The organism is uncultured Nocardioides sp., from assembly GCF_902805925.1.
In the GTDB taxonomy this organism is placed as follows: Bacteria; Actinomycetota; Actinomycetes; order Propionibacteriales; family Nocardioidaceae; genus Nocardioides.
Genome location: NZ_CADCUP010000146.1, coordinates 1 through 18,115 on the forward strand (window position 1 = coordinate 1; position 18,115 = coordinate 18,115).

An 18,115-nucleotide genomic window follows, 5' to 3' on the forward strand; every position below is an offset into this window, starting at 1 on the left:
GCACGTGCGCAACGCCCGGGAGGCGGCGCGGCTGACCGGGACGATCCCGGCCACCTACATGGCCTTCGACCTGCTGCGGCTCGACGGCCGGGACGTCACCGCCGAGCCGCTGGAGGAGCGGCGCGGCCTGCTGGCCGGGCTGGGCCTGGAGGAGTCGGCCTGGCAGGTGCCGGCGTCGTACGACGACGGGGCGATGCTGTTCGACGCCACCCTCCAGCAGGGGCTCGAGGGGGTGGTGAGCAAGCGCCGCGACTCCCGCTACGAGCTCGGCACCCGCAGCCACCACTGGCGCAAGCTGGCCCACCGCCACCGCGGGTCGTTCGTGGTCGGCGGCTGGCGCCCGCAGGTCGGCACCTCCGACCGACTCGCGGCGCTGCTGGTGGGGGAGCCGACCGCCGAGGGGCTCATGTACCGCGGGCGTGTCGGCAGCGGCATCGCCGGCGCCACCGGGCGCGTCCTGGGCGAGCTGCTCGCCCCGCTGGGCCGTCCCGACAGCCCCTTCGGCGACCAGGTGCCACGGGTGGACGCCAGCGGCACCTCGTGGGTCGAGCCCGTCGTCGTGGTCGACATCGACACCCACGGACTGGGCTACGACCGGCTCCGCCAGCCGTCGTACCAGGGCGTGCGCGACGACCTCTCGCCCGACGACCTGCTGCCCGGCGGGGGAGGTGGGGCCGGGTGAGCGACGTGCACGTGGAGGTCGACGGCCACACCCTCAGGCTCAGCAACCTCGACAAGGTGCTCTACCCGCGCACCGGCACCACGAAGGGGGAGGTGCTCAACTACTACGCCCAGGTCGCCGAGGTGCTGCTCCCGCACGTGCGCGACCGGTGCGTCACCCGCATCCGGTGGCCGCACGGGGTGGCCGACAAGAGCTTCTTCGAGAAGAACGCGCCGGCCCGCACTCCGGCCTGGGTGCGCACCGCGGAGGTGCCGACCACCGGCTCCCGGGCCCAGGACAGCACCGCCGACACGATCGTGTTCCCGATCATCGACGACCTCGCGACGCTCACCTGGCTCGTCAACCTCGCGTCCCTGGAGCTGCACGTCCACCAGTGGGGGGTGACGAAGGCGGGGAAGCCGCGCAAGCCGGACCGGCTCGTCGTCGACCTCGACCCCGGTGAGCCCGCCGGGCTCCACGAGTGCTGCCAGGTGGCGCTGATGGTGCGGGAGAAGCTGGGCGAGCGGGGCCTCGACGCGCGGCCGGTCACCAGCGGGAGCAAGGGCCTGCACCTGTACGCCGCGCTGCCCCGCACCCGCGACAGCGACGGCACCACGGCGCTGGCCAAGGAGGTCGCCGAGGAGCTGCAGGGCGAGCACCCCCAGCTCGTCACCGCGACCATGACCAAGGCCAGGCGCGGCGGCAAGGTCTTCCTCGACTGGTCGCAGAACGCCGGCAGCAAGACCACCGTGGCGCCGTACAGCCTGCGGGGCCGGGAGACGCCCACCGTGGCCGCGCCGCTGGCGTGGGAGGAGGTCGAGGCGGGCGCCGAGGACCCCCTCGGCCTCGACCAGCTCCGGTTCGAGGAGGTGCTCGAGCGGGTGGCCGACCGGGGAGACCTGTTCGCCTGACGCGCCGCGAGCGAGTGGGTGAAGACGGCCCGGCCGCGATACCTTCCGGCCTATGCTTCATGCCATGGGCCATCAGGTGGTCCTCGTCGAGGACGAGGAGGACATCGCCCTCCCTCTCGTCCGCACCCTCCAGCGCGAGGGCCACGACGTCACCTGGCTCGACGCCGGTCTCAAGGTGCTCGAGCACGTGGCGGGGCACGAGGTCGACCTGGTCATCCTGGACCTCGGTCTGCCCGACATGGACGGTCTCGACGTGTGCCGGTCGCTGCGGGAGCAGGGCTTCGACGGCGGCATCATGATCGTCACCGCACGCGCCGGTGAGCTCGACCGCGTCGTCGGGCTCGACTACGGCGCCGACGACTACCTGTCCAAGCCGTTCGGCCTCGCGGAGCTGCAGGCACGCGTGCGTGCGCTGCTGCGCCGCAGCCTCCCGCGGGACTCCCGGCGCGCCAACGCCTCCGAGGGCGGCGACCCACCCGGTCTGCGCATCGACGAGGGCTCACGACGCGTGCGCCAGGCGGACCGCGAGATCGCGTTGACCACCAAGGAGTTCGACGTGCTCGCGCTGCTCGCCAGCAGGAGCGACCAGGTCGTCTCCCGCGAGCACCTGATGAGCCAGGTGTGGGACCAGAACTGGTTCGGCTCGACCAAGACCCTCGACGTCACCATCGGCCGGCTGCGGCAGAAGCTCGAGGACGCGGGCGCGAGCGAGCGCGTCGTGGCGGTCCGCGGTGTGGGCTTCCGCCTCGAGAGCAGCCGCGACGATGCGTGAGCGGCTCACCGTCGCCTTCGTCGTCCTCACCGTCACCGTCCTCCTCGTCGTCGGGGTGGTGCGCGCGTTCACGCTGCGTGAGCTGATCGAGGAGCGGGAGTCGGTCACGCTGGACCGCCAGGCACGGCTCGTCGCGGTGCTGGTCGGCAACGCCGAGCGCGACGGCGACGCCGTGACGCCGGCGTTCCTGCAGCCGATGGCGGTCGGGGGCACCTCGATCACCGTCGAGCGCACGGGCCTGCCCCCGGTCTCGGTCGCGGACCCCGGCTACGACCCCTCCGACCCGGGCAGCGACACGGTCGGGCGCGAGAGCCTGGACCAGGCGACGGTGACGGTGCGCCAGTCGGAGGCCGTGGTCCGAGACGTCCTGGGCCGCAACCTCGGCTCCCTCGCCGCGCTGCTGCTGATGCTGCTGCTGTTCGCCGGCGTGGTCGGGTTCGTGCTGGCCGGCTACCTGTCACGTCCCTTCGTGGCCCTGGCCGAGAGCGCGGAGGCGCTGGGCCGAGGGCGGTTCGACCTCGAGCTGCCGAGGTCCTCGATCCCCGAGGCGGCCGCCATCGCGACGTCGCTGATGGCCAGCTCCGGGCGCCTCGAGGACTCCATCAAGCGGGACCGGGCGTTCTTCCACCACGCCTCCCACGTGCTCCGCACCCCGCTCACGGGCATGCGGCTGGAGATCGAGGACCTGTCGCTGCGCTCCGACCTGCCCCAGGACGTGCGCCGTACCGCCTCGCGCTGCGTCGGCGAGGTGCAGCGCCTCGACGGCGTGGTCGACGACCTGCTGGAGTTCGCCCGGGGCCGCAGCCTGGTGGCCGGGGCCGAGATCAGCCTGGCCGCGCTGGGCTCGCGGATCGCCCAGCACTGGCGGGACCAGCTGCCCGAGAGCATCGAGGTGCGTGCCTACGTCGACGGCGGCGGCGACGCCCGCCTCACCCCCGGACCCGTCGAGCAGCTGCTCGACCAGGTGCTGGCCGAGGTCACCTCGACGGCCGCCGGGCCGGTGAGCCTGCGGTTCGCCGGCCAGCCCGAGCACGTGCGGATCCGCATCGAGGGCGGACGACCGCGCAATGGCGGATCGCAGGGCCACGCCGGCTCCGAGTCGGCCCTGGCGATGGTGGAGGCGCTGGGTGGGCGGCTCTCCGGTGAGGTGGTCAGCGCAACGGGGCTGGAGATCCTGCTGCCGCGGCGCTGACTGTTACCCAACGGTGGAGCCGACGTGGGGCTGGCGTGCACCGCCGATCCCTACAGTGGACAGATCAGCCGGCACCACTGGCAGCAGAGCACGGAGCATCCACTGTGAGCATCGAGACACCGTGAGCATCGAGACACTGTGAGCATCGAGATCAGCCTCGACCGCCGCCGTCGCGTCAGCCGCACCCGACGCGTCGCGGTCAACGCGTTGTGCCTCCTGGTGATGCTCGTGGCCCTCGGCTTCATCCTCCCGGCCGCGTTCGGCTTCTCCCGCTACGTCATCACCGGCGACTCGATGGCCGATGCCTACGACAAGGGCTCGATCGTCTTCGAGCAGACCGTGCCGGTCTCCGAGCTCGAGGTGGGCGACACGATCACCTACGTGCCACCGGCCGGGTCGGGCACCGACACCCTGGTCACCCACCGCATCGTGGCCATCGACGGCGACGAGCTCCGCACCAAGGGCGACGCCAACGAGCAGCCCGACCCGTGGACCTTCGAGCTCACCGCTGCCACCCAGCCCCGCGTCGTCGCCTCCGTCCCGTACGTCGGCTACGCCTTCATCGCGCTCACCGACCGGTCCACCCGGCTGCTGGTCGTCGGCGTGCCGGCCACGATCATCGCCCTGATGAGCGTGAGCGAGCTGTTCGGCGCCGACCGCCGGCGCAGCCGTCGCCCGCAGCCCACCACCGGCACGGCGGTCACCGGGGCGCCCCCGGCCGACCCGGCCCACATCCCGTCGGCGCGCACGTCGTCGGACCGGCCGGTCATCCGCCACTGACCGGCTGTCGGCTCCCCGACGGCGGCGGACCTCGGCGCTCCGCCGGTCCGGCACCGGTCAGGAGGTGCTGAACCACCCCGACGGGCTGAGCTCGGAGCCCATCCGCGGGACGTACTGGTCGAAGTAGATGCGCGAGATGAGCTCGCGCCGCGACCGGACGTCGGCCTTGTCGAAGACCGACTTCAGGTGGTCCTGGACGGTGTAGGTCGAGACGTGGAGGGTCGCTGCGATCTCCTTGGTGTCGACGCCCTGCAGCACCAGCTGGGTGACGTCGCGCTCCCGGGCGGTGAGGTCGAACGCGGCGACCACGAGCGCCACGATCTCCGGCGGACGAGCCTCCTCGATGGTGACCACCACGTCGTTGCCGCGTTGGCCGAACGACGTCAGCGGCGACGCGTGCAGCACCAGCCACATGCCGCTCGCACCGCGGACCCGGCACCGCGGCGGTGCCGTCGACTCGCCCCGGGCGTAGCGGCGCGCCGCCCCCACGAGGGCCGCCACCGGGGTGAGGGGGTCGCCGGCGGCGTCGCCGGTGATGAGGTCGGCGACACGCTCCTCCGCGCCCAGGCTCATCTGCGTGATCTCGTCGTCCGCGTCGACGATGAGCACCGCCGGTCCGCTGGGCGAGCTCGGCGGGGGCGCATCGGCGAGGCGCGACAGCAGGCCGCTGCGGACACCGCAGGCGAACTGGCCGGACAGCGAGGCGAGGAAGGCGACGTCGGACTCGTCGAAGGGGTCGTCGTCCGTGCCCCGGAACAGCGCCATGCCGCCCCACACCTGACGTCCGTCGCGGAAGATCAGCCGGGCCTCGTCACCGAACCCGAAGTGCGGGACCATGAACGTCCGCATCCGGCCGGAGCGCTCTATCTCGCCCTCGTGCAGCAGGTGCACGCCGGCCGCGGTCATCCCGGACCCGGCGAGCTCCAGGAAGGCCGTCGGCTCGGCCGTGCCGTACTCGATCAGGCCGAACTCGTGGTCATGGGTGTTCACGGCGTGGAGGTGACCGTACTTCCGGGCGCTGGTCAGCATCTGGGTGCCGGGGTCGTGGGTGGCCAGGCAGGCTCCGACCCACGGCACCGCCCGGCGCACGGACTCCACGGCCTCCTCGAGGAAGGAGGAGAGGTCCAGGCCCGCGCGCGCGACGACGTCGATGTCCTGGCGCACGCGCTCGGCGGTCAGTCCGGTGGGCATGGTTCGGAGTATCCGGTCGGGACGCCGGTGAGTACATCCCACAAATCTGGGTAGAGCCCACCCCAGACCCACCGGCGGGCAAGTCCCCACGGCCCCGGGATGGTCGCGCAGCGGTGTCCCGCCCGACGCTTGGCACATGCACACCTTCCCCGCCATCGGACCGGTCGACACCCTCGGACGCCTCCTGCACGAGGACGACGCGGCCGCCCAGCTCGCGCTCTCGATGTCCCGCGTCGAGGCCGCCCTGGCCGCGGCCGGCCGGTCGACCGCGGAGCTGCGCGCGCTGCGCGTCCTCACGACCGACCGGCGTGGTCTCGACCAGGTGTACGACGTGCTGACCGAGCGCCTCGACGCGCTGGGCATCGACCCCGTCGTCACCGTCGAGGTCGCGCGGCTGCCGGTCCCCGGCATGGTCGTCGCGCTCGTCGCGGCGGCCGCAGACGTCCGCGCCCCGGCCGCGCGTGCCGGCGTCGAGCCCAGCTGACTGCCACACCCTGATCTCGGGACCACCCACAAGGATCCCACCACCGAAGGAAGCACGATGACCATCACCACCCCCGTCCCCTCCGCCGACACCCTGCGCGGCCTCTGCGAGGTGCACCTGCCCGGCGACCCCGGCTACGACGTCGCCCGCACCCCGTGGAACGTCGCCGTCGACCAGCGCCCGGCCGCCGTCGCTGTGCCGCGCTCCGTCGACGAGGTCGTCGAGGTCGTCAGGGCCGCCGCCGCCTCGGGGCTGCGGGTCGCCCCGCAGAGCACCGGCCACGGAGCCGGCCCGCTCGAGGGGGCCGACCTCGGCGACGTCGTCGTCGTGCGGCTGTCCGCGCTGACGGGCGTCACCGTCGACCCGGACGCCCGCACCGCCCGCGTCGTCGGCGGGACGCTGTGGCAGGACGTGATCGCCGCCACCTCGCGGCACGGCCTCACCGCCCCGCACGGCAGCGCACCGGACGTCGCGGTGGCCGGCTACGCGCTGTCGGGCGGCCTGTCGTTCTACGGCCGGACCCATGGCCTGGCCGCGAACTCGATCCGCGCGGTCGAGGTCGTGACCGCGGACGGCTCCCTGGTGCGCGCCGACGCGACCACGAACGCCGACCTGTTCTGGGCGGTCCGCGGGGGCGGCGGCAACTTCGGCGTCGTCGTGGCGATCGAGCTCGACCTCCTGCCGTACCCCGACGTGTACGCCGGCATGCTCCTGTGGGACCGCGAGCGAGCCCCCGAGGTCGTGCGGGCGTGGGCGCAGTGGACGCGCGAGGCCCCCGACTCGGTCACCACGTCCCTGCGGATCATGAGCTTCCCACCCCTGCCGGAGCTGCCGCCCTTCCTGAGCGGCCGCGACCTGGTCGTGATCGACGGCGCCATCCTCGAGGACGACGAGCGCGCCGACCAGCTGCTCGCCCGGCTCCGCATGTACGAGCCGGAGATGGACACCTGGGGCCGCATCCCGGCCGAGGCGCTGCTCGCCGTGCACATGGACCCGCCGCAGCCGACGCCGGTCGTCTCCGACCACAGCGTGCTCGGGGTGCTGACCGACGACGCCATCGAGGCGCTGCTGGGCCAGGTGGGCCCGGGACGGCAGTCGGGCCTGCTCCTCGCGGAGCTGCGGCACCTCGGGGGCGCGTTCGCCCGGCCCGCGCCGCACGGTGGCGCACTCTCGCACCTGACCGGCAGCTACGCGCTGTTCTGCATCGCCGTGGCGCCCTTCCCCGAGGCGGTGGCCGCCGGCCGGGAGGCAGCGAGGCGGACGGTCCGGGCCCTGGCCCGGTGGTCGCAGCCCAGCCGGGTGCCGACGTTCACCGAGAACCGGGAGGACGCCAGCAGCATGTTCGACGGGGAGGCCTGGGCCCGGCTGGCGCACCTGCGCGCGCATGCCGACCCCACCCGGTTGTTCGTGGCCAACCACCAGGTCTGACCGGGCCACCACGCCCACCGGCCCCGCATCCTGACCTTGGGGGTGTGGGGCAGGTCAGGCGGCGGGGCCGGATCGCTTCGTCGCGCTTGGGGTCGCGACGACGCTGGCTGGCCCGGCAGGGACTGCACCGGGCGCAGAGGGGGGTGACACGCCGGTTTCGGGCCGGCTCGTCCACGGTAGCCAGCGGCCCGGATCCCGGGCATGCCCCATATGGGGCATGCTCGGTCAGGACTGCTGGGGAGCGTGCCAGCCGGCGTGGTGGGCCAGGCCGACGGCGGCGAGCTGGGAGGTGACCTCGAGCTTGGAGAGGATCGACTTCACCTGCGTGCGGACCGTCGCCTCGGACACGGTGCTGTGCACGGCGATGTCGCGCACCTGGAGCCCCTCCATCAGCATGCCGAGCACCTGGGACTCGCGCTGGGTGAGCCGGCTGAGGCGCTCGCCCAGCTCGCGCACCTCCTTGCGCTCGTCCTGCCAGAAGCGCACGAGCTCGTCGCGCTCCTCCTGGGTGGTGACGGTGCGGCCCTCGGAGATGCGGCGGATGGTGGCCAGGATGTCGTTGAGGGGCCCGGTCTTCGGCAGCACCTTGCGGGCGCCGTACCGCATGCAGAGGCCCCACCGGGCGCGGTCGGTGCTGCCGGTGACCACCACGACGGCGGTGCCCGACTTGGTGGCGGGCTCGATGAGGGTGGAGCCGTCGGCGTTGCCCAGGTCGAGGTCGAGCAGCATGATGTCGGGCTTGTAGCGCTGCACCTGCGGCAGCAGCGTCGCGGCCGCGTGCAGGTCCTTGGGCAGCGGCAGCCGCCTGACCTCGTGGCCCTCGAGCCTGAGTGCGATCTCGAGCGACTCGGCGAAGAGTGCGTGGTCGTCGACGATGCACACGCGCGATCCCTGTCGCATGACGCCGCCCCCTTCCCCGACGTGGGGTCGGTCACCCACGTCGATCGCATCGTACGGGTCGGCGGTCGCACGTGCCCGCGAACCGCCGCCCCAGCGCGTCTCCGCGTTCCTCCGACACGGCCCGCCGCGATGTCCCACACTGTCGGGCGTGCCTCCTCCCTCGCCCGTCACCTGCGCCCTGCTGGCCCACAGCCGGCTCGTGGGCGAGGCCCTGTCGGTCGCGCTGGAGACGCGCGGCGTGGCCGTCGTGCACGCCGACCTGCCCGAGTCCCGCGGCGAGCACACGGCCCTGCGCCGGCTGCTCGCGGACTCCGGTGCGGAGAGCGGTCTGGTGGTCGCCGACCTCGACGACGTGGCGCAGTGGCGCGACGTGCTCACCGTCGTGGAGTCCGCCGACCTGCCGTGGCTGGTCGTCACCGGGTCGCAGGACCTGGTGCGCTGGGGTGCCCTGCTCGACCTCGGGAGCCCGGGCGTCGTGCCGATGACCGGTGGGCTGGACGAGCTGGAGGGCGCGGTGGAGGCCGTACGCCGCGGCGCGGGTGCGATGCCCGTCGCCGAGCGGGACGCCGCGCGGGCCGCCTGGCACGACCTCCCGGCCGGGCAGCGCGACCTCGTCCGCCGCATCGCGACCCTCTCGACGCGCGAGTGGGTGGTGCTGGAGAGCCTGACCATGGGGCTGACCCTGCGCGACATCGCCGCGCACGCCGGGGTGAGCGAGGGCACGGTGCGCAGCCAGATGCGCACGATCCGCCAGAAGCTGGGTGTCTCCTCCCAGCTCACCGCCGTCGCTGCGTTCCAGCAGACGCTCGGCCTGCGGCGGGAGGCCGCGTCGTAGGAGGTCGTCGAGATTCGGGTCGGGCAGGGTTGTCAGCGCTGGCGCGCCGTCGGAACGAGTCGACCCCGAGCTGCTTCGGCTGATGGGCATGTGGCCGGAGAACCCGGCGCTGGTCCTGGGCCGGGCCTACGACGTGCTCGCCGGCAACCAGCTCGCCGATGCACTGTTCGACGGCTTCCTCCACGGTGCCAACCTGGTGACGAAGGTCTTCCTCGAGCCCGCGGCCCGTCCGTTCTACGCCGAGTGGGAGCAGGCTGCGGCCAACACCGTCGCGGGCTTCCCGGTCCTGTACGGCCGGTACCCCGGTGATCCGCGCATCGCGGAGGTGCTCGACGCCGTCCTCACCCGCAGCGAGGAGTTCGCGGCTCTCTGGGACCGCCACGACGCCCGCGGCAAACAGCTCGCGCTCCGCCTGCTCGGGCACCCTGGCCGCCACCCGCGTGCGCCAGCCGAGCTGATCGACGGACACAGGGGGCTGCCCCTGCGCGACCTCGCCGGCGGGAGCGAGGGTGTCTCCTCCCAGCTCACCGCGTTCCAGCGGACCCTCGGCCTGCGGGGAGCCGCGACGTGAAGGTTGTCCACAGCCGGCTCCGGGGCAGTGTCGCGCGCGCCGGTGTTCGCGTACGTTGACCGGCGGAACCTCATCCGGGACAGGGGCCGCAATGACTCTCACGCACGCCGGCGCACACGGTGCCCACGTGGAGCTGATCGAACGGCTCGACGGGCAGGTGCGCTCGATCGTGCGCAGCGACGGGGTCGACCCCCAGCGTGACGCCCACCTCGTGCGCCGCATCGCCGAGCGGGTGGTGCGCGAGCACGACGACCGCTCGCTGACCGGGGCGGTCGCCCCGGTGCCCGACAGCGACGCGGTCGTCGGCGAGCTGGTGGCCCGGGTGGCCGGCTTCGGCCCGCTCCAGGCGTTCCTCGACGACCCGAGCGTGGAGGAGGTGTGGATCAATGATCCGAGCCGGGTGTTCGTGGCCCGCAACGGCCGCCACGAGCTGACCAACCTGGTGCTCTCGGCCGCGACGGTGCGCGAGCTCGTCGAGCGGATGCTGAAGACCAGCGGGCGCCGCATCGACATCTCGCAGCCCTTCGTCGACGCGATGCTGCCGGAGGGCCACCGCCTGCACGTGGTGCTCGAGGGGATCAGCCGGGGTTTCTCGGCCGTCAACATCCGCAAGTTCCGGCTCCAGGCGGCGCAGCTTGGCCAGCTGGTCGAGCTCGGCAGCCTCACCCCCTCGGCCGCGGCCTTCCTCGAGGCCTGCGTGCGCGCGGGCCTCAACATCCTCGTCGCCGGCGGCACGCAGGCGGGCAAGACCACGATGCTCAACTGCCTCGCTGCCGCGATCCCCGGCGGCGACCGGGTGATCAGCGCCGAGGAGGTGTTCGAGCTCCGCTTCCCCCACCCGGACTGGGTTCCCATGCAGACCCGGCAGGCGGGGCTGGAGGGCACCGGCGAGGTGGTGCTGCGCGACCTCGTCAAGGAGGCGCTGCGGATGCGCCCGAGCCGGGTCATCGTGGGTGAGGTGCGGGCGGAGGAGTGCCTCGACCTGCTGCTCGCCCTCAACGCCGGCCTGCCCGGGATGTGCACGCTGCACGCCAACAGCGCCCGCGAGGCGCTGGTCAAGATGTGCACGCTGCCGCTGCTGGCGGGGGAGAACATCTCCGCCCGCTTCGTGGTCCCGACCGTCGCCGCGTCGGTCGACATCGTGGTCCATCTGGGCATCGACACCAGCGGCGTACGGCGCACCAACGAGGTCGTCGCGGTGCCCGGGCGCGTCGAGAACGACACCATCGAGGTCGAGTCGATCTTCCACCGGGTGCGCGGCGAGCTGCGCTGGGCCGGAGGCATGCCCCACCGTCTCGAGCGGTTCGAGCGGTTGGGCATCGACGTCCACCGCATCCTCGAGGGCGGCCGCTGATGGGCGCGCTCGTCGGGCTCGGGTTCGGCATCGGGGCGCTGCTCATCTGGTCCGCCTTCTTCCTGCCGCGCCGGCCGAAGGTGACCGACCAGCGAGGCGGCCGCGGCGAGCAGCTGCTCGCGCGCGCCGGGCTCGGGGACGTCTCGCCCGCGAGCCTGACCGCGCTGTGCGTCGTGCTGGGCGTCGCCGCCTTCGTCGTGGTGCAGGCCGTGAGCCGGGCTGCTCCGGTGGCCCTCTGCTTCGCGCTGATGGCCGGCTACCTGCCCGTGGGCGTGCTGAAGGCGCGCGTGCGCAAGCGGCAGGCCGAGTTCGCCGAGGTCTGGCCCGACGCGGTCGACAACCTGGCCTCGGGCGTGCGCGCCGGGCTGTCGCTGCCGGAGGCCGTGGCGTCGCTGGCCACCAACGGGCCGGAGCCGCTGCGCCCCGACTTCGACCAGTTCGCGCTCGACTACCAGGTGACGGGGCGCTTCGACGAGTCGCTCGAGCGGCTCAAGCACCGGTTGGCCGACCCGGTCGGCGACCGGGTCGTCGAGGGCCTGCGCATCGCCCGCGAGGTGGGCGGCGGTGAGCTCGGCCGGCTGCTGCGCAACCTCTCGGGCTACCTGCGCGACGAGGCGCGCACCCGGTCGGAGCTGGAGTCGCGGCAGGCCTGGACCGTCAACGGCGCCCGGCTGGCCGTCGCGGCGCCCTGGGTCGTGCTGCTCTTCATGTCCTTCCAGGGCGACGTCATCCGCCGCTACGCCAGCGTCGGCGGGGCGCTCGTGCTGGGCGTCGGCGGTGCGGTCTGCGTGCTGGCCTACACCGTCATGATGCGCATCGGCCGGCTCCCGGTCGAGCAGAGGATCCTGCGGTGACGCCCGCGCTGTGGGGTGTCGTCCTGGGGGGCCTGGCCGCCGCGGGCCTGCTGCTGGTGGCCTCCCGGGTGCTGGTCATCCGCCGCACCCAGCTGGCCATCCGGGTGCTGCCGTACGTCCGCGACCTCCCGCAGGTGGGCCGCGTGCCGGCGCTGCGCGTGGTCTCGTCGTCACCGGCGGCCGCGGCGGCCGGCGTCTTCGGCCCACCCATGCGTGCGGCGGCCGACCTCGTGGAGCGCGTCCTCGGGGGTGCGCGCTCGATCGAGCGGCGGCTGCAGCGCGCCCGCATCCCCAAGACCGTGCACGAGTTCCGCCTCGAGCAGGTGGTCTGGGGGCTCGTCGGCTTCGGCGTCGGCGCAGCGTACGGACTGGTCAAGGCGCTCGGCGGCGGCATCAACCCCGTGCTCGCGCTGCTGCTGTGTGTGCTCGGCTTCGCCGTTGGCGTCATCGCCCGTGATCACCGCCTCACGACGGAGGCCACCCGGCGGGAGCGTCAGATCGTCGCCGAGTTCCCGACCGTCGCCGAGCTCCTTGCCCTAGCCGTCGCGGCGGGGGAGAGCCCGGTGGCCGCGCTCGACCGCGTCGTGCGCCGCAGCCACGGCGAGCTGTCGGCGGACCTCGCCGACGTGCTGGCGCGGGTGCGCACCGGGGAGCCGGTGAGCGTCGCCTTCGACGCGCTGGCCGCCGCCACCGGACTGCCGCTGGTGGCTCGCTTCGCCACCGGTGTCGCCGTCGCCGTCGAGCGCGGTACGCCGCTGGCCGAGGTGCTGCACGCCCAGGCCGCCGACGTGCGCGAGGCCGGGCGGCGTGAGCTGATCGAGAGCGCTGCCCGCAAGGAGGTCCTGATGATGGCGCCCGTGGTCTTCCTCGTCCTGCCGATCACCATCGTCTTCGCCTTCTATCCCGGGGCCATCGGCCTCAACCTCACGACTCCGTGAACCGACACCAAGGGAGACCCATGAACGACCTCACCGCCGCACCGATGCGGGCCCTCGCGTGCCTGCACGCGGCCGTCACGGCACCACGCGAGCGCGACGAGCGCGGGGACGTGCCCGGCTGGGTGATGATCACCGTGATGACCGCCGCGCTCGTGGCGATCATCTGGGGCGTGGCCGAGGACCAGCTGGTGAGCCTGCTCGAGAGCGCCCTGCAGTCCGTCGGCGTCAAGGGCTGATGCACCTCCCGCGGCGTGACCAGCGCGGGTCAGCCGTCGTCGACTTCGTCCTCGTCCTCGTCCTGCTCCTGCCGCTGTTCCTGGGCATCCTCCAGCTCGCCCTGGTGCTGCACGTGCGCAACACCCTCGCCTCGGCCGCGGCCGAGGGCGCCCGGTACGCCGCCACCTTGGGCGCGACGCCCGCTGACGGCCAGCAGAAGGCGCGCGACCAGATCCAGGGTGCGGTCTCGGAGAGGTTCGCCCACGACATCGCCATCGAGCAGGTCGTGGTCGAGGGAGCGCCTGCCTACCGGGTGACCATCTCGGCCGACGTGCCCGCGCTGGGGCTGGGTGGACCCGGCGTGGGGCTCAGCGTCTCGGGCAACGCGATCATCGAGCAGGGCCCGGAGGGCACTCCGTGAGGCGACGTCGCGACGAGCGGGGCAGCGGGCTCGTCGAGTTCACCTGGCTGGGCATCATCCTGATCATCCCGCTCGTGTGGATCGTCATCTCGGTGTTCGAGGTGCAGCGCGGAGCGTTCGCGGTCAGCGCGGCCGCCCGGGCCGCGGGCCGCGCCTACGCGCTCGCGCCCAACGACCGGGAAGGCCTCGCCCGGGCCCGCGCCGTCGCCGGCCTCACCCTCGCCGACCAGGGCTCGCCGGGGATGCGCGCGGAGGTGGTCTCCTCGTGCGAGCCGGGGCCGCCGTGCCACCGGGGCACCTCGGTGATCACGGTGACGGTCCGCTCGGCCGTCGACCTGCCGTTCCTGCCGGAGGTCGTCGGCGGCGACCGCCCGAGGTTCGCGCTCTCCGCCACCCACCGTGTCCCCATCGGGCAGTACGTCGAGACCGGCACCCTCGACGGGGGAGGAGCCCGATGACCGGTCGGCGCCGCGACGAGCGCGGCTCCACCATCCCGCTGATCGTCGGGCTCGCGTTCGTGCTGGTGATGGCCGTCGTGGTGGTGGTCGACGCCTCGGCCGCCTTCCTCCAGCGCCAGGGGCTCGACACCCTCGCCGACGGCGCCGCCCTGCGGGGTGCCGACCTCGGCTCCGTGGGTGCCTACGCCAACGGCATCCCCGACGACCGCCTCGACCAGCTGGAGACGCAGGTCGACCGGGCGGTGGCGGCGTACCTCCAGGACTCCGGGGCCCACGCGCGCTATCCCGGCATCGAGCACCGCTCCGCCGTCGACGAGGCGGAGGCGACGGTGACCGTGCAGCTCATCGCCCCCCTCGACCTCCCGCTCACGGTCCCCGGCTCGCCGGACCGGCCCACGGTCGCGGCCACCGGCACGGCCGCCGTCACCGTGCTGCGATGACCGTGTCGGTCGACGTGCGGCTACTCCGTCTCGGCGTTGACAGACTCCGAGCGGTCCACCAGCCTGACGCCCACCGCAGCAGAACAGTGACCAAGCCACCCATCTCGGACAGGACACCCTTATGAAAGCACCAGCCAACCTCCTCGTAGCCACTCTCACGGCAGCCGGCATCCTCGCTGCGGCGCCCGCTGCCGGCTCGGTGGCGGACAACACCCCTCCGGTCCTGACCTCCCCGGCCGTGCCCTCCTTCGTCGTCGGCTCACAGCTGGGCGTCGACTTCCAGTCCGCCTATGCGTCGCCGGGGACGATCACCGCAGCCGCGCCGCTCACCTTCAAGTGGTCAGCGACCGACGCGAGCGGCGAGGTCCGCTACGACCTGGTGGAGATCAACAACGCGGTGGGTCCCATCCCGGTGTTCGAGGACGGCACCGAGCTCTCGCACCGGTTCTTGGGATACAACGACGACGACGACTTCGCCACGGACAGCTTCGAGGTCACGGCCCGGGACACCTACGGCAACGCCGTGACCCGCGTGGTCAGGGGCAACCGCACCCGCCTGACCCAGGAGAACAACGTGTCGCACGCGTCCCGCCCGGAGATCGCGCAGCCGACCATCGCCTACGCCGGCACCTGGGGCTCCTCGGCATGCGCGTGCTGGACGGGGAAGGCCGTACGTCGCACGACGAGCCGCGGCGCCTCGGCCACGGCGACGGTGACCATCCCCGACGGCGGGGCCACCCATCTGGCCCTGGTCATGCACGCCGGACCCGACCGCGGCCGGTTCCAGGTCTTCGTGGACGGGACGCTCAGGGGGACGGTCGACACCTACGCCGCGGTGTCGACGCCGAGGCGGATCGTCTGGGACACCGCGCTGGGCCGAGGCACGCACAGGGTCAAGATCGTGAACCTCGCCACCGCGGGCAGGCCGCGCATCGACCTCGACGCGGTGCTGACGAACGGGCCGACGATCCTGTACTGACTGTCGACTACTCGGCCGCCATCACCGGCCTGCGGTGAGCTCCTCCTCGAGGGCCAGCAGCGCCTGCTCGACGACCTCGGTGGGGGCGGGGTGGATCCAGTACTGCGAGCGCGCCAGCCCGACCACCGGGAGCTCCAGGCCCATCGCCATGATCAACGGCTGCACGAGGGTCGCCGCGTGCGGCCCGGCGAGGTGGGCGCCGACGAGCCGGCCGGTCGCGCGGTCGGCGACGACCTTGCAGAACCAGCCCTGGTCGTCGGCCTCCAGGGCCCAGCCGTAGGCGGTGTCCTCGAAGCGGCTGGTCGCCACGGCGACGTCCAGGCCGTCCTCGCGCGCCCGCTGCTCGGTGAGGCCCGCCGCGCCCACCTGGGGCGAGGTGAAGACGGCGTTGGGCACGAACCGGTGGTCGGTCGTCACGAGCTCGTCGGGGTGCAGCAGGTTGTGCTGCACCACCCGGGCCTCGTGGTTGGCCACGTGCTTGAGCGGGACGTCGGTGGAGACGTCGCCGAGCGCCCACACGCCCTCGGCCGAGGTGCGCTGGTGACCGTCGACGACCACCCGGCCGCCGTCGTCGAGCTCCACGCCGGCCACCTCGAGCCCGAGACCGGCGGTGCCGGGCCGGCGGCCGATGCTCACCAGCACGGTGTCGACCGTGACCGGGTCCCCGTGGTCGAGGTGCATGGTGACCGCGTCGCCGTCGCGGGAGAAGCGCTCGACCGTCGTGCCGGTGCGCACGTCCCACTGGCGCGCGCAGTGCTCGGTGACGAGCCTCGCCACGTCGGCGTCCTGGGTGCCCAGCAGGGTGTCGGTCGCCTCGACCTGCACGACCGTCGAGCCCAGCGCGGCGAAGACGTGGGCCAGCTCGCAGCCGACGTACCCGCCGCCGAGGACGCCGATCCGGCGCGGCAGCGCGTCGAGGCGCATGACGTCGTCGCTGGTGTGGTGCCGCACCTCGGCCAGCCCCGGGATGTCGGGCACCACCGGGCTGCCGCCGGTGGCGAGCACGACCCGGTCGGCGGTCAGCGCCACCTCGCCGCCGTCCTTCAGCGCCACCGTGAGCGCCCGGGGGCCGGTGAAGCACGCCGTGCCGGTAAGCACGTCGACGTTGTCGGACCGGTCGCGGTCCGCGCGTCCCTGGCGCGCCGAGGCGTCGGTGCGGCCGAAGATCCGGTCACGGAGCGCGGGCCAGTCCACCCCGTCGTACGAGGTGTGCACGTCGAGGCGTTCGCCCTCGGCGGCGTCGCGGGCGAGGTCGGAGGGCAGCACGAACATCTTGGTGGGGATGCAGCCGCGGTTGAGGCAGGTGCCGCCGAAGGCGTCGCGCTCGATGATCGCGACGCGCCAGTCGGAGAAGCGGTCGTCGACGACCGCGCTGCCGGAGCCGGCGCCGATGACGACGAGGTCGTAGTGCGTCGCGTCTGCCATGCCGAGACCCTAGCCACGAGCCCCTCGGGGCTCTCCCGCAACCGTCAGCAGACCCGGCGCATCAAACGGGGTGCACACGCCACCCCGAGGGGCCACGCCGCTGTGGGGCGCCCATCCACCCGCTCGCCCACGCTTTCGACACCGCCACCGGCACCGCCGTACTGTTGCTCCCCGTGGCAGGCACCGACTTCGACGCAGAGATCAAGACGCTCCAGGCGACCATGGGCACCATCGGGCAGGTGCTCGACCTCGACGGGATGCGCTCCGAGATCGCCGACCTCAGCGAGCAGGTCGCCGCACCCGACCTGTGGGACGACCAGGACAACGCCACCCGCGTCACCGGCCGCCTCTCCACCCTCCAGGGCGAGCTCGACAAGTTCACCGGCCTCGACTCGCGCATCGGCGACCTCGCGCTGATGGTCGAGATGGCGCAGGAGGAGGGCGACGCCGACACCCTCGCCGACTCCGAGCGCGAGCTCGTCCGCATCAAGAAGTCGGTGGAGTCGCTGGAGATCCGCACCCTCCTCAACGGCGAGTACGACGTCCGCGAGGCGCTGGTGACGATCCGCTCGGGCGCCGGGGGAGTCGACGCCGCCGACTTCGCCGAGACCCTGATGCGGATGTACACGCGCTGGGCCGAGCAGCACAAGTACCCCGTGGAGGTCTACGAGACCTCCTACGCCGAGGAGGCGGGGCTGAAGTCGGCGACCTTCGCGATCCACGCGCCGTACGCCTACGGCACGCTCTCGGTCGAGGCCGGCACCCACCGGCTGGTGCGGATCAGCCCGTTCGACAACCAGGGCCGCCGCCAGACGAGCTTCGCCGCCGTGGAGGTGGTGCCGGTGCTCGAGCAGACCGACGAGATCGACGTGCCCGACGAGGAGATCCGCGTCGACGTCTACCGCTCCGGCGGCCCCGGCGGCCAGTCGGTCAACACCACCGACTCCGCGGTGCGGCTCACGCACATCCCCACGGGCACGGTCGTGTCCTGCCAGAACGAGAAGAGCCAGCTGCAGAACAAGGCCAGCGCGATGGTGGTGCTCAAGGCCAAGCTGCTCGCCTTGAAGAAGGCCGAGGAGAAGGCGCACCTCGACGGGCTGCGCGGCGACGTGCAGGCGTCGTGGGGGGACCAGATGCGCAACTACGTGCTCAACCCCTACCAGGTCGTCAAGGACCTCCGCACCGGCTACGAGAGCGGCAACCCCAGCGCGGTCTTCGACGGCGACCTCGACCCCTTCCTCGAGGCGGGCATCCGCTGGCGCCGCGGCGCCGAGAAGGCGGAGTCCAACTAGCCCCAGACGGAGC

Annotated in this window: 21 protein-coding genes; 18 read left to right on the forward strand and 3 right to left on the reverse strand. The window is 73.1% G+C overall.

Features of this window, described 5'->3' with window-relative positions:
• From QZX64_RS10290 to QZX64_RS10310, 5 genes are all read left to right on the forward strand, one after another.
• Positions 1 to 682: DNA ligase (locus tag QZX64_RS10290; protein ID WP_295659209.1), on the forward strand; the 682-nt coding region annotated here is incomplete at its 5' end.
• Positions 679 to 1,572, forward strand: a complete 894-nt coding sequence (gene ligD / locus QZX64_RS10295; protein ID WP_295659211.1) for a non-homologous end-joining DNA ligase — start codon at positions 679 to 681, stop codon at positions 1,570 to 1,572. The genes QZX64_RS10290 and ligD, both read left to right, overlap by 4 nt.
• Before the next feature lie 64 nt (positions 1,573 to 1,636).
• A complete protein-coding gene (locus QZX64_RS10300; RefSeq protein WP_295659213.1) occupies positions 1,637 to 2,344 on the forward strand; it encodes a response regulator transcription factor in 708 nt (235 codons plus the stop codon).
• The gene (locus QZX64_RS10305; protein ID WP_295659216.1) at positions 2,337 to 3,536 is read left to right on the forward strand and encodes a HAMP domain-containing sensor histidine kinase; all 1,200 of its coding nucleotides are present in this window, start codon (positions 2,337 to 2,339) and stop codon (positions 3,534 to 3,536) included. Before QZX64_RS10300 ends, QZX64_RS10305 begins: the two co-directional genes overlap by 8 nt.
• Before the next feature lie 138 nt (positions 3,537 to 3,674).
• Positions 3,675 to 4,316 carry a signal peptidase I gene (locus QZX64_RS10310; RefSeq protein ID WP_295659219.1) on the forward strand — a complete coding sequence of 214 codons (642 nt, stop codon included), beginning with the start codon at positions 3,675 to 3,677 and terminating at the stop codon, positions 4,314 to 4,316.
• A 57-nt stretch (positions 4,317 to 4,373) separates the two neighbouring features.
• Here QZX64_RS10310 and QZX64_RS10315 read toward each other — a convergent pair whose 3' ends face one another.
• A complete protein-coding gene (locus QZX64_RS10315) occupies positions 4,374 to 5,507 on the reverse strand; it encodes a helix-turn-helix transcriptional regulator (RefSeq protein WP_295659222.1) in 1,134 nt (377 codons plus the stop codon).
• 136 nt (positions 5,508 to 5,643) lie between these two features.
• Between QZX64_RS10315 and QZX64_RS10320 the strand changes: the two genes are divergently transcribed.
• Both QZX64_RS10320 and QZX64_RS10325 read left to right on the forward strand, forming a co-directional pair.
• Complete coding sequence (locus QZX64_RS10320; RefSeq protein WP_295659224.1) at positions 5,644 to 5,991, forward strand: Rid family hydrolase; 348 nt, start codon at positions 5,644 to 5,646, stop codon at positions 5,989 to 5,991.
• A 57-nt stretch (positions 5,992 to 6,048) separates the two neighbouring features.
• Complete coding sequence (locus QZX64_RS10325; RefSeq protein ID WP_295659227.1) at positions 6,049 to 7,419, forward strand: FAD-binding oxidoreductase; 1,371 nt, start codon at positions 6,049 to 6,051, stop codon at positions 7,417 to 7,419.
• Positions 7,420 to 7,644: 225 nt separating this feature from the next.
• On the opposite strand, the gene QZX64_RS10330 is transcribed toward QZX64_RS10325, so the two are convergent.
• Positions 7,645 to 8,319 (reverse strand): LuxR C-terminal-related transcriptional regulator, encoded by a 675-nt coding sequence (locus tag QZX64_RS10330; protein WP_295659230.1) that lies wholly within the window; start codon positions 8,317 to 8,319, stop codon positions 7,645 to 7,647.
• A 148-nt stretch (positions 8,320 to 8,467) separates the two neighbouring features.
• On the opposite strand from QZX64_RS10330, the gene QZX64_RS10335 reads away from it, so the two are divergent.
• The 10 genes from QZX64_RS10335 to QZX64_RS10380 all read left to right on the forward strand — a co-directional run bounded on the left by QZX64_RS10335 (position 8,468) and on the right by QZX64_RS10380 (position 15,385).
• The gene (locus QZX64_RS10335) at positions 8,468 to 9,154 is read left to right on the forward strand and encodes a LuxR C-terminal-related transcriptional regulator (RefSeq protein WP_295659232.1); all 687 of its coding nucleotides are present in this window, start codon (positions 8,468 to 8,470) and stop codon (positions 9,152 to 9,154) included.
• Positions 9,081 to 9,725 carry a hypothetical protein gene (locus QZX64_RS10340; protein ID WP_295659234.1) on the forward strand — a complete coding sequence of 215 codons (645 nt, stop codon included), beginning with the start codon at positions 9,081 to 9,083 and terminating at the stop codon, positions 9,723 to 9,725. The genes QZX64_RS10335 and QZX64_RS10340 overlap by 74 nt, the downstream gene beginning before the upstream one ends.
• Before the next feature lie 127 nt (positions 9,726 to 9,852).
• Positions 9,853 to 11,079, forward strand: a complete 1,227-nt coding sequence (locus tag QZX64_RS10345) for a CpaF family protein (RefSeq protein ID WP_295659236.1) — start codon at positions 9,853 to 9,855, stop codon at positions 11,077 to 11,079.
• Positions 11,079 to 11,933 carry a type II secretion system F family protein gene (locus QZX64_RS10350; protein ID WP_295659238.1) on the forward strand — a complete coding sequence of 285 codons (855 nt, stop codon included), beginning with the start codon at positions 11,079 to 11,081 and terminating at the stop codon, positions 11,931 to 11,933. The genes QZX64_RS10345 and QZX64_RS10350 overlap by 1 nt, the downstream gene beginning before the upstream one ends.
• Positions 11,930 to 12,871, forward strand: coding sequence for a type II secretion system F family protein (locus QZX64_RS10355; RefSeq protein ID WP_295659240.1), 942 nt, complete (start codon positions 11,930 to 11,932; stop codon positions 12,869 to 12,871). The genes QZX64_RS10350 and QZX64_RS10355 overlap by 4 nt, the downstream gene beginning before the upstream one ends.
• Positions 12,872 to 12,915: 44 nt before the next feature.
• Positions 12,916 to 13,107 carry a hypothetical protein gene (locus QZX64_RS10360; protein WP_295659278.1) on the forward strand — a complete coding sequence of 64 codons (192 nt, stop codon included), beginning with the start codon at positions 12,916 to 12,918 and terminating at the stop codon, positions 13,105 to 13,107.
• The gene (locus tag QZX64_RS10365; protein WP_295659243.1) at positions 13,107 to 13,508 is read left to right on the forward strand and encodes a TadE/TadG family type IV pilus assembly protein; all 402 of its coding nucleotides are present in this window, start codon (positions 13,107 to 13,109) and stop codon (positions 13,506 to 13,508) included. The genes QZX64_RS10360 and QZX64_RS10365 overlap by 1 nt, the downstream gene beginning before the upstream one ends.
• Positions 13,505 to 13,966: a hypothetical protein gene (locus tag QZX64_RS10370; protein ID WP_295659245.1), complete on the forward strand. Its 462-nt coding sequence runs from the start codon at positions 13,505 to 13,507 to the stop codon at positions 13,964 to 13,966. Before QZX64_RS10365 ends, QZX64_RS10370 begins: the two co-directional genes overlap by 4 nt.
• Positions 13,963 to 14,406: a pilus assembly protein TadG-related protein gene (locus tag QZX64_RS10375; RefSeq protein ID WP_295659247.1), complete on the forward strand. Its 444-nt coding sequence runs from the start codon at positions 13,963 to 13,965 to the stop codon at positions 14,404 to 14,406. The genes QZX64_RS10370 and QZX64_RS10375 overlap by 4 nt, the downstream gene beginning before the upstream one ends.
• Before the next feature lie 121 nt (positions 14,407 to 14,527).
• Positions 14,528 to 15,385: a hypothetical protein gene (locus tag QZX64_RS10380; RefSeq protein ID WP_295659250.1), complete on the forward strand. Its 858-nt coding sequence runs from the start codon at positions 14,528 to 14,530 to the stop codon at positions 15,383 to 15,385.
• A 21-nt stretch (positions 15,386 to 15,406) separates the two neighbouring features.
• Here QZX64_RS10380 and QZX64_RS10385 read toward each other — a convergent pair whose 3' ends face one another.
• Positions 15,407 to 16,810 (reverse strand): mycothione reductase, encoded by a 1,404-nt coding sequence (locus tag QZX64_RS10385; RefSeq protein ID WP_295659252.1) that lies wholly within the window; start codon positions 16,808 to 16,810, stop codon positions 15,407 to 15,409.
• A 173-nt stretch (positions 16,811 to 16,983) separates the two neighbouring features.
• On the opposite strand from QZX64_RS10385, the gene prfB reads away from it, so the two are divergent.
• Positions 16,984 to 18,102, forward strand: a complete 1,119-nt coding sequence (gene prfB / locus QZX64_RS10390; protein WP_295659254.1) for a peptide chain release factor 2 — start codon at positions 16,984 to 16,986, stop codon at positions 18,100 to 18,102.
• Positions 18,103 to 18,115: the final 13 nt, after the last annotated feature.

What these genes read in the sequence shown, in the direction of transcription:
- QZX64_RS10320 (WP_295659224.1), top strand. Translation starts at nt 5,644, where the DNA reads ATGCACACCTTCCCCGCCATCGGACCGGTCGACACCCTCGGACGCCTC.
- QZX64_RS10330 (WP_295659230.1), bottom strand. Translation starts at nt 8,319, where the DNA reads ATGCGACAGGGATCGCGCGTGTGCATCGTCGACGACCACGCACTCTTC.
- QZX64_RS10365 (WP_295659243.1), top strand. Translation starts at nt 13,107, where the DNA reads ATGCACCTCCCGCGGCGTGACCAGCGCGGGTCAGCCGTCGTCGACTTC.
- QZX64_RS10325 (WP_295659227.1), top strand. Translation starts at nt 6,049, where the DNA reads ATGACCATCACCACCCCCGTCCCCTCCGCCGACACCCTGCGCGGCCTC.
- QZX64_RS10375 (WP_295659247.1), top strand. Translation starts at nt 13,963, where the DNA reads ATGACCGGTCGGCGCCGCGACGAGCGCGGCTCCACCATCCCGCTGATC.
- QZX64_RS10305 (WP_295659216.1), top strand. Translation starts at nt 2,337, where the DNA reads ATGCGTGAGCGGCTCACCGTCGCCTTCGTCGTCCTCACCGTCACCGTC.
- QZX64_RS10385 (WP_295659252.1), bottom strand. Translation starts at nt 16,810, where the DNA reads ATGGCAGACGCGACGCACTACGACCTCGTCGTCATCGGCGCCGGCTCC.
- QZX64_RS10300 (WP_295659213.1), top strand. Translation starts at nt 1,637, where the DNA reads ATGGGCCATCAGGTGGTCCTCGTCGAGGACGAGGAGGACATCGCCCTC.
- QZX64_RS10380 (WP_295659250.1), top strand. Translation starts at nt 14,528, where the DNA reads ATGAAAGCACCAGCCAACCTCCTCGTAGCCACTCTCACGGCAGCCGGC.
- QZX64_RS10315 (WP_295659222.1), bottom strand. Translation starts at nt 5,507, where the DNA reads ATGCCCACCGGACTGACCGCCGAGCGCGTGCGCCAGGACATCGACGTC.
- QZX64_RS10360 (WP_295659278.1), top strand. Translation starts at nt 12,916, where the DNA reads ATGCGGGCCCTCGCGTGCCTGCACGCGGCCGTCACGGCACCACGCGAG.
- QZX64_RS10350 (WP_295659238.1), top strand. Translation starts at nt 11,079, where the DNA reads ATGGGCGCGCTCGTCGGGCTCGGGTTCGGCATCGGGGCGCTGCTCATC.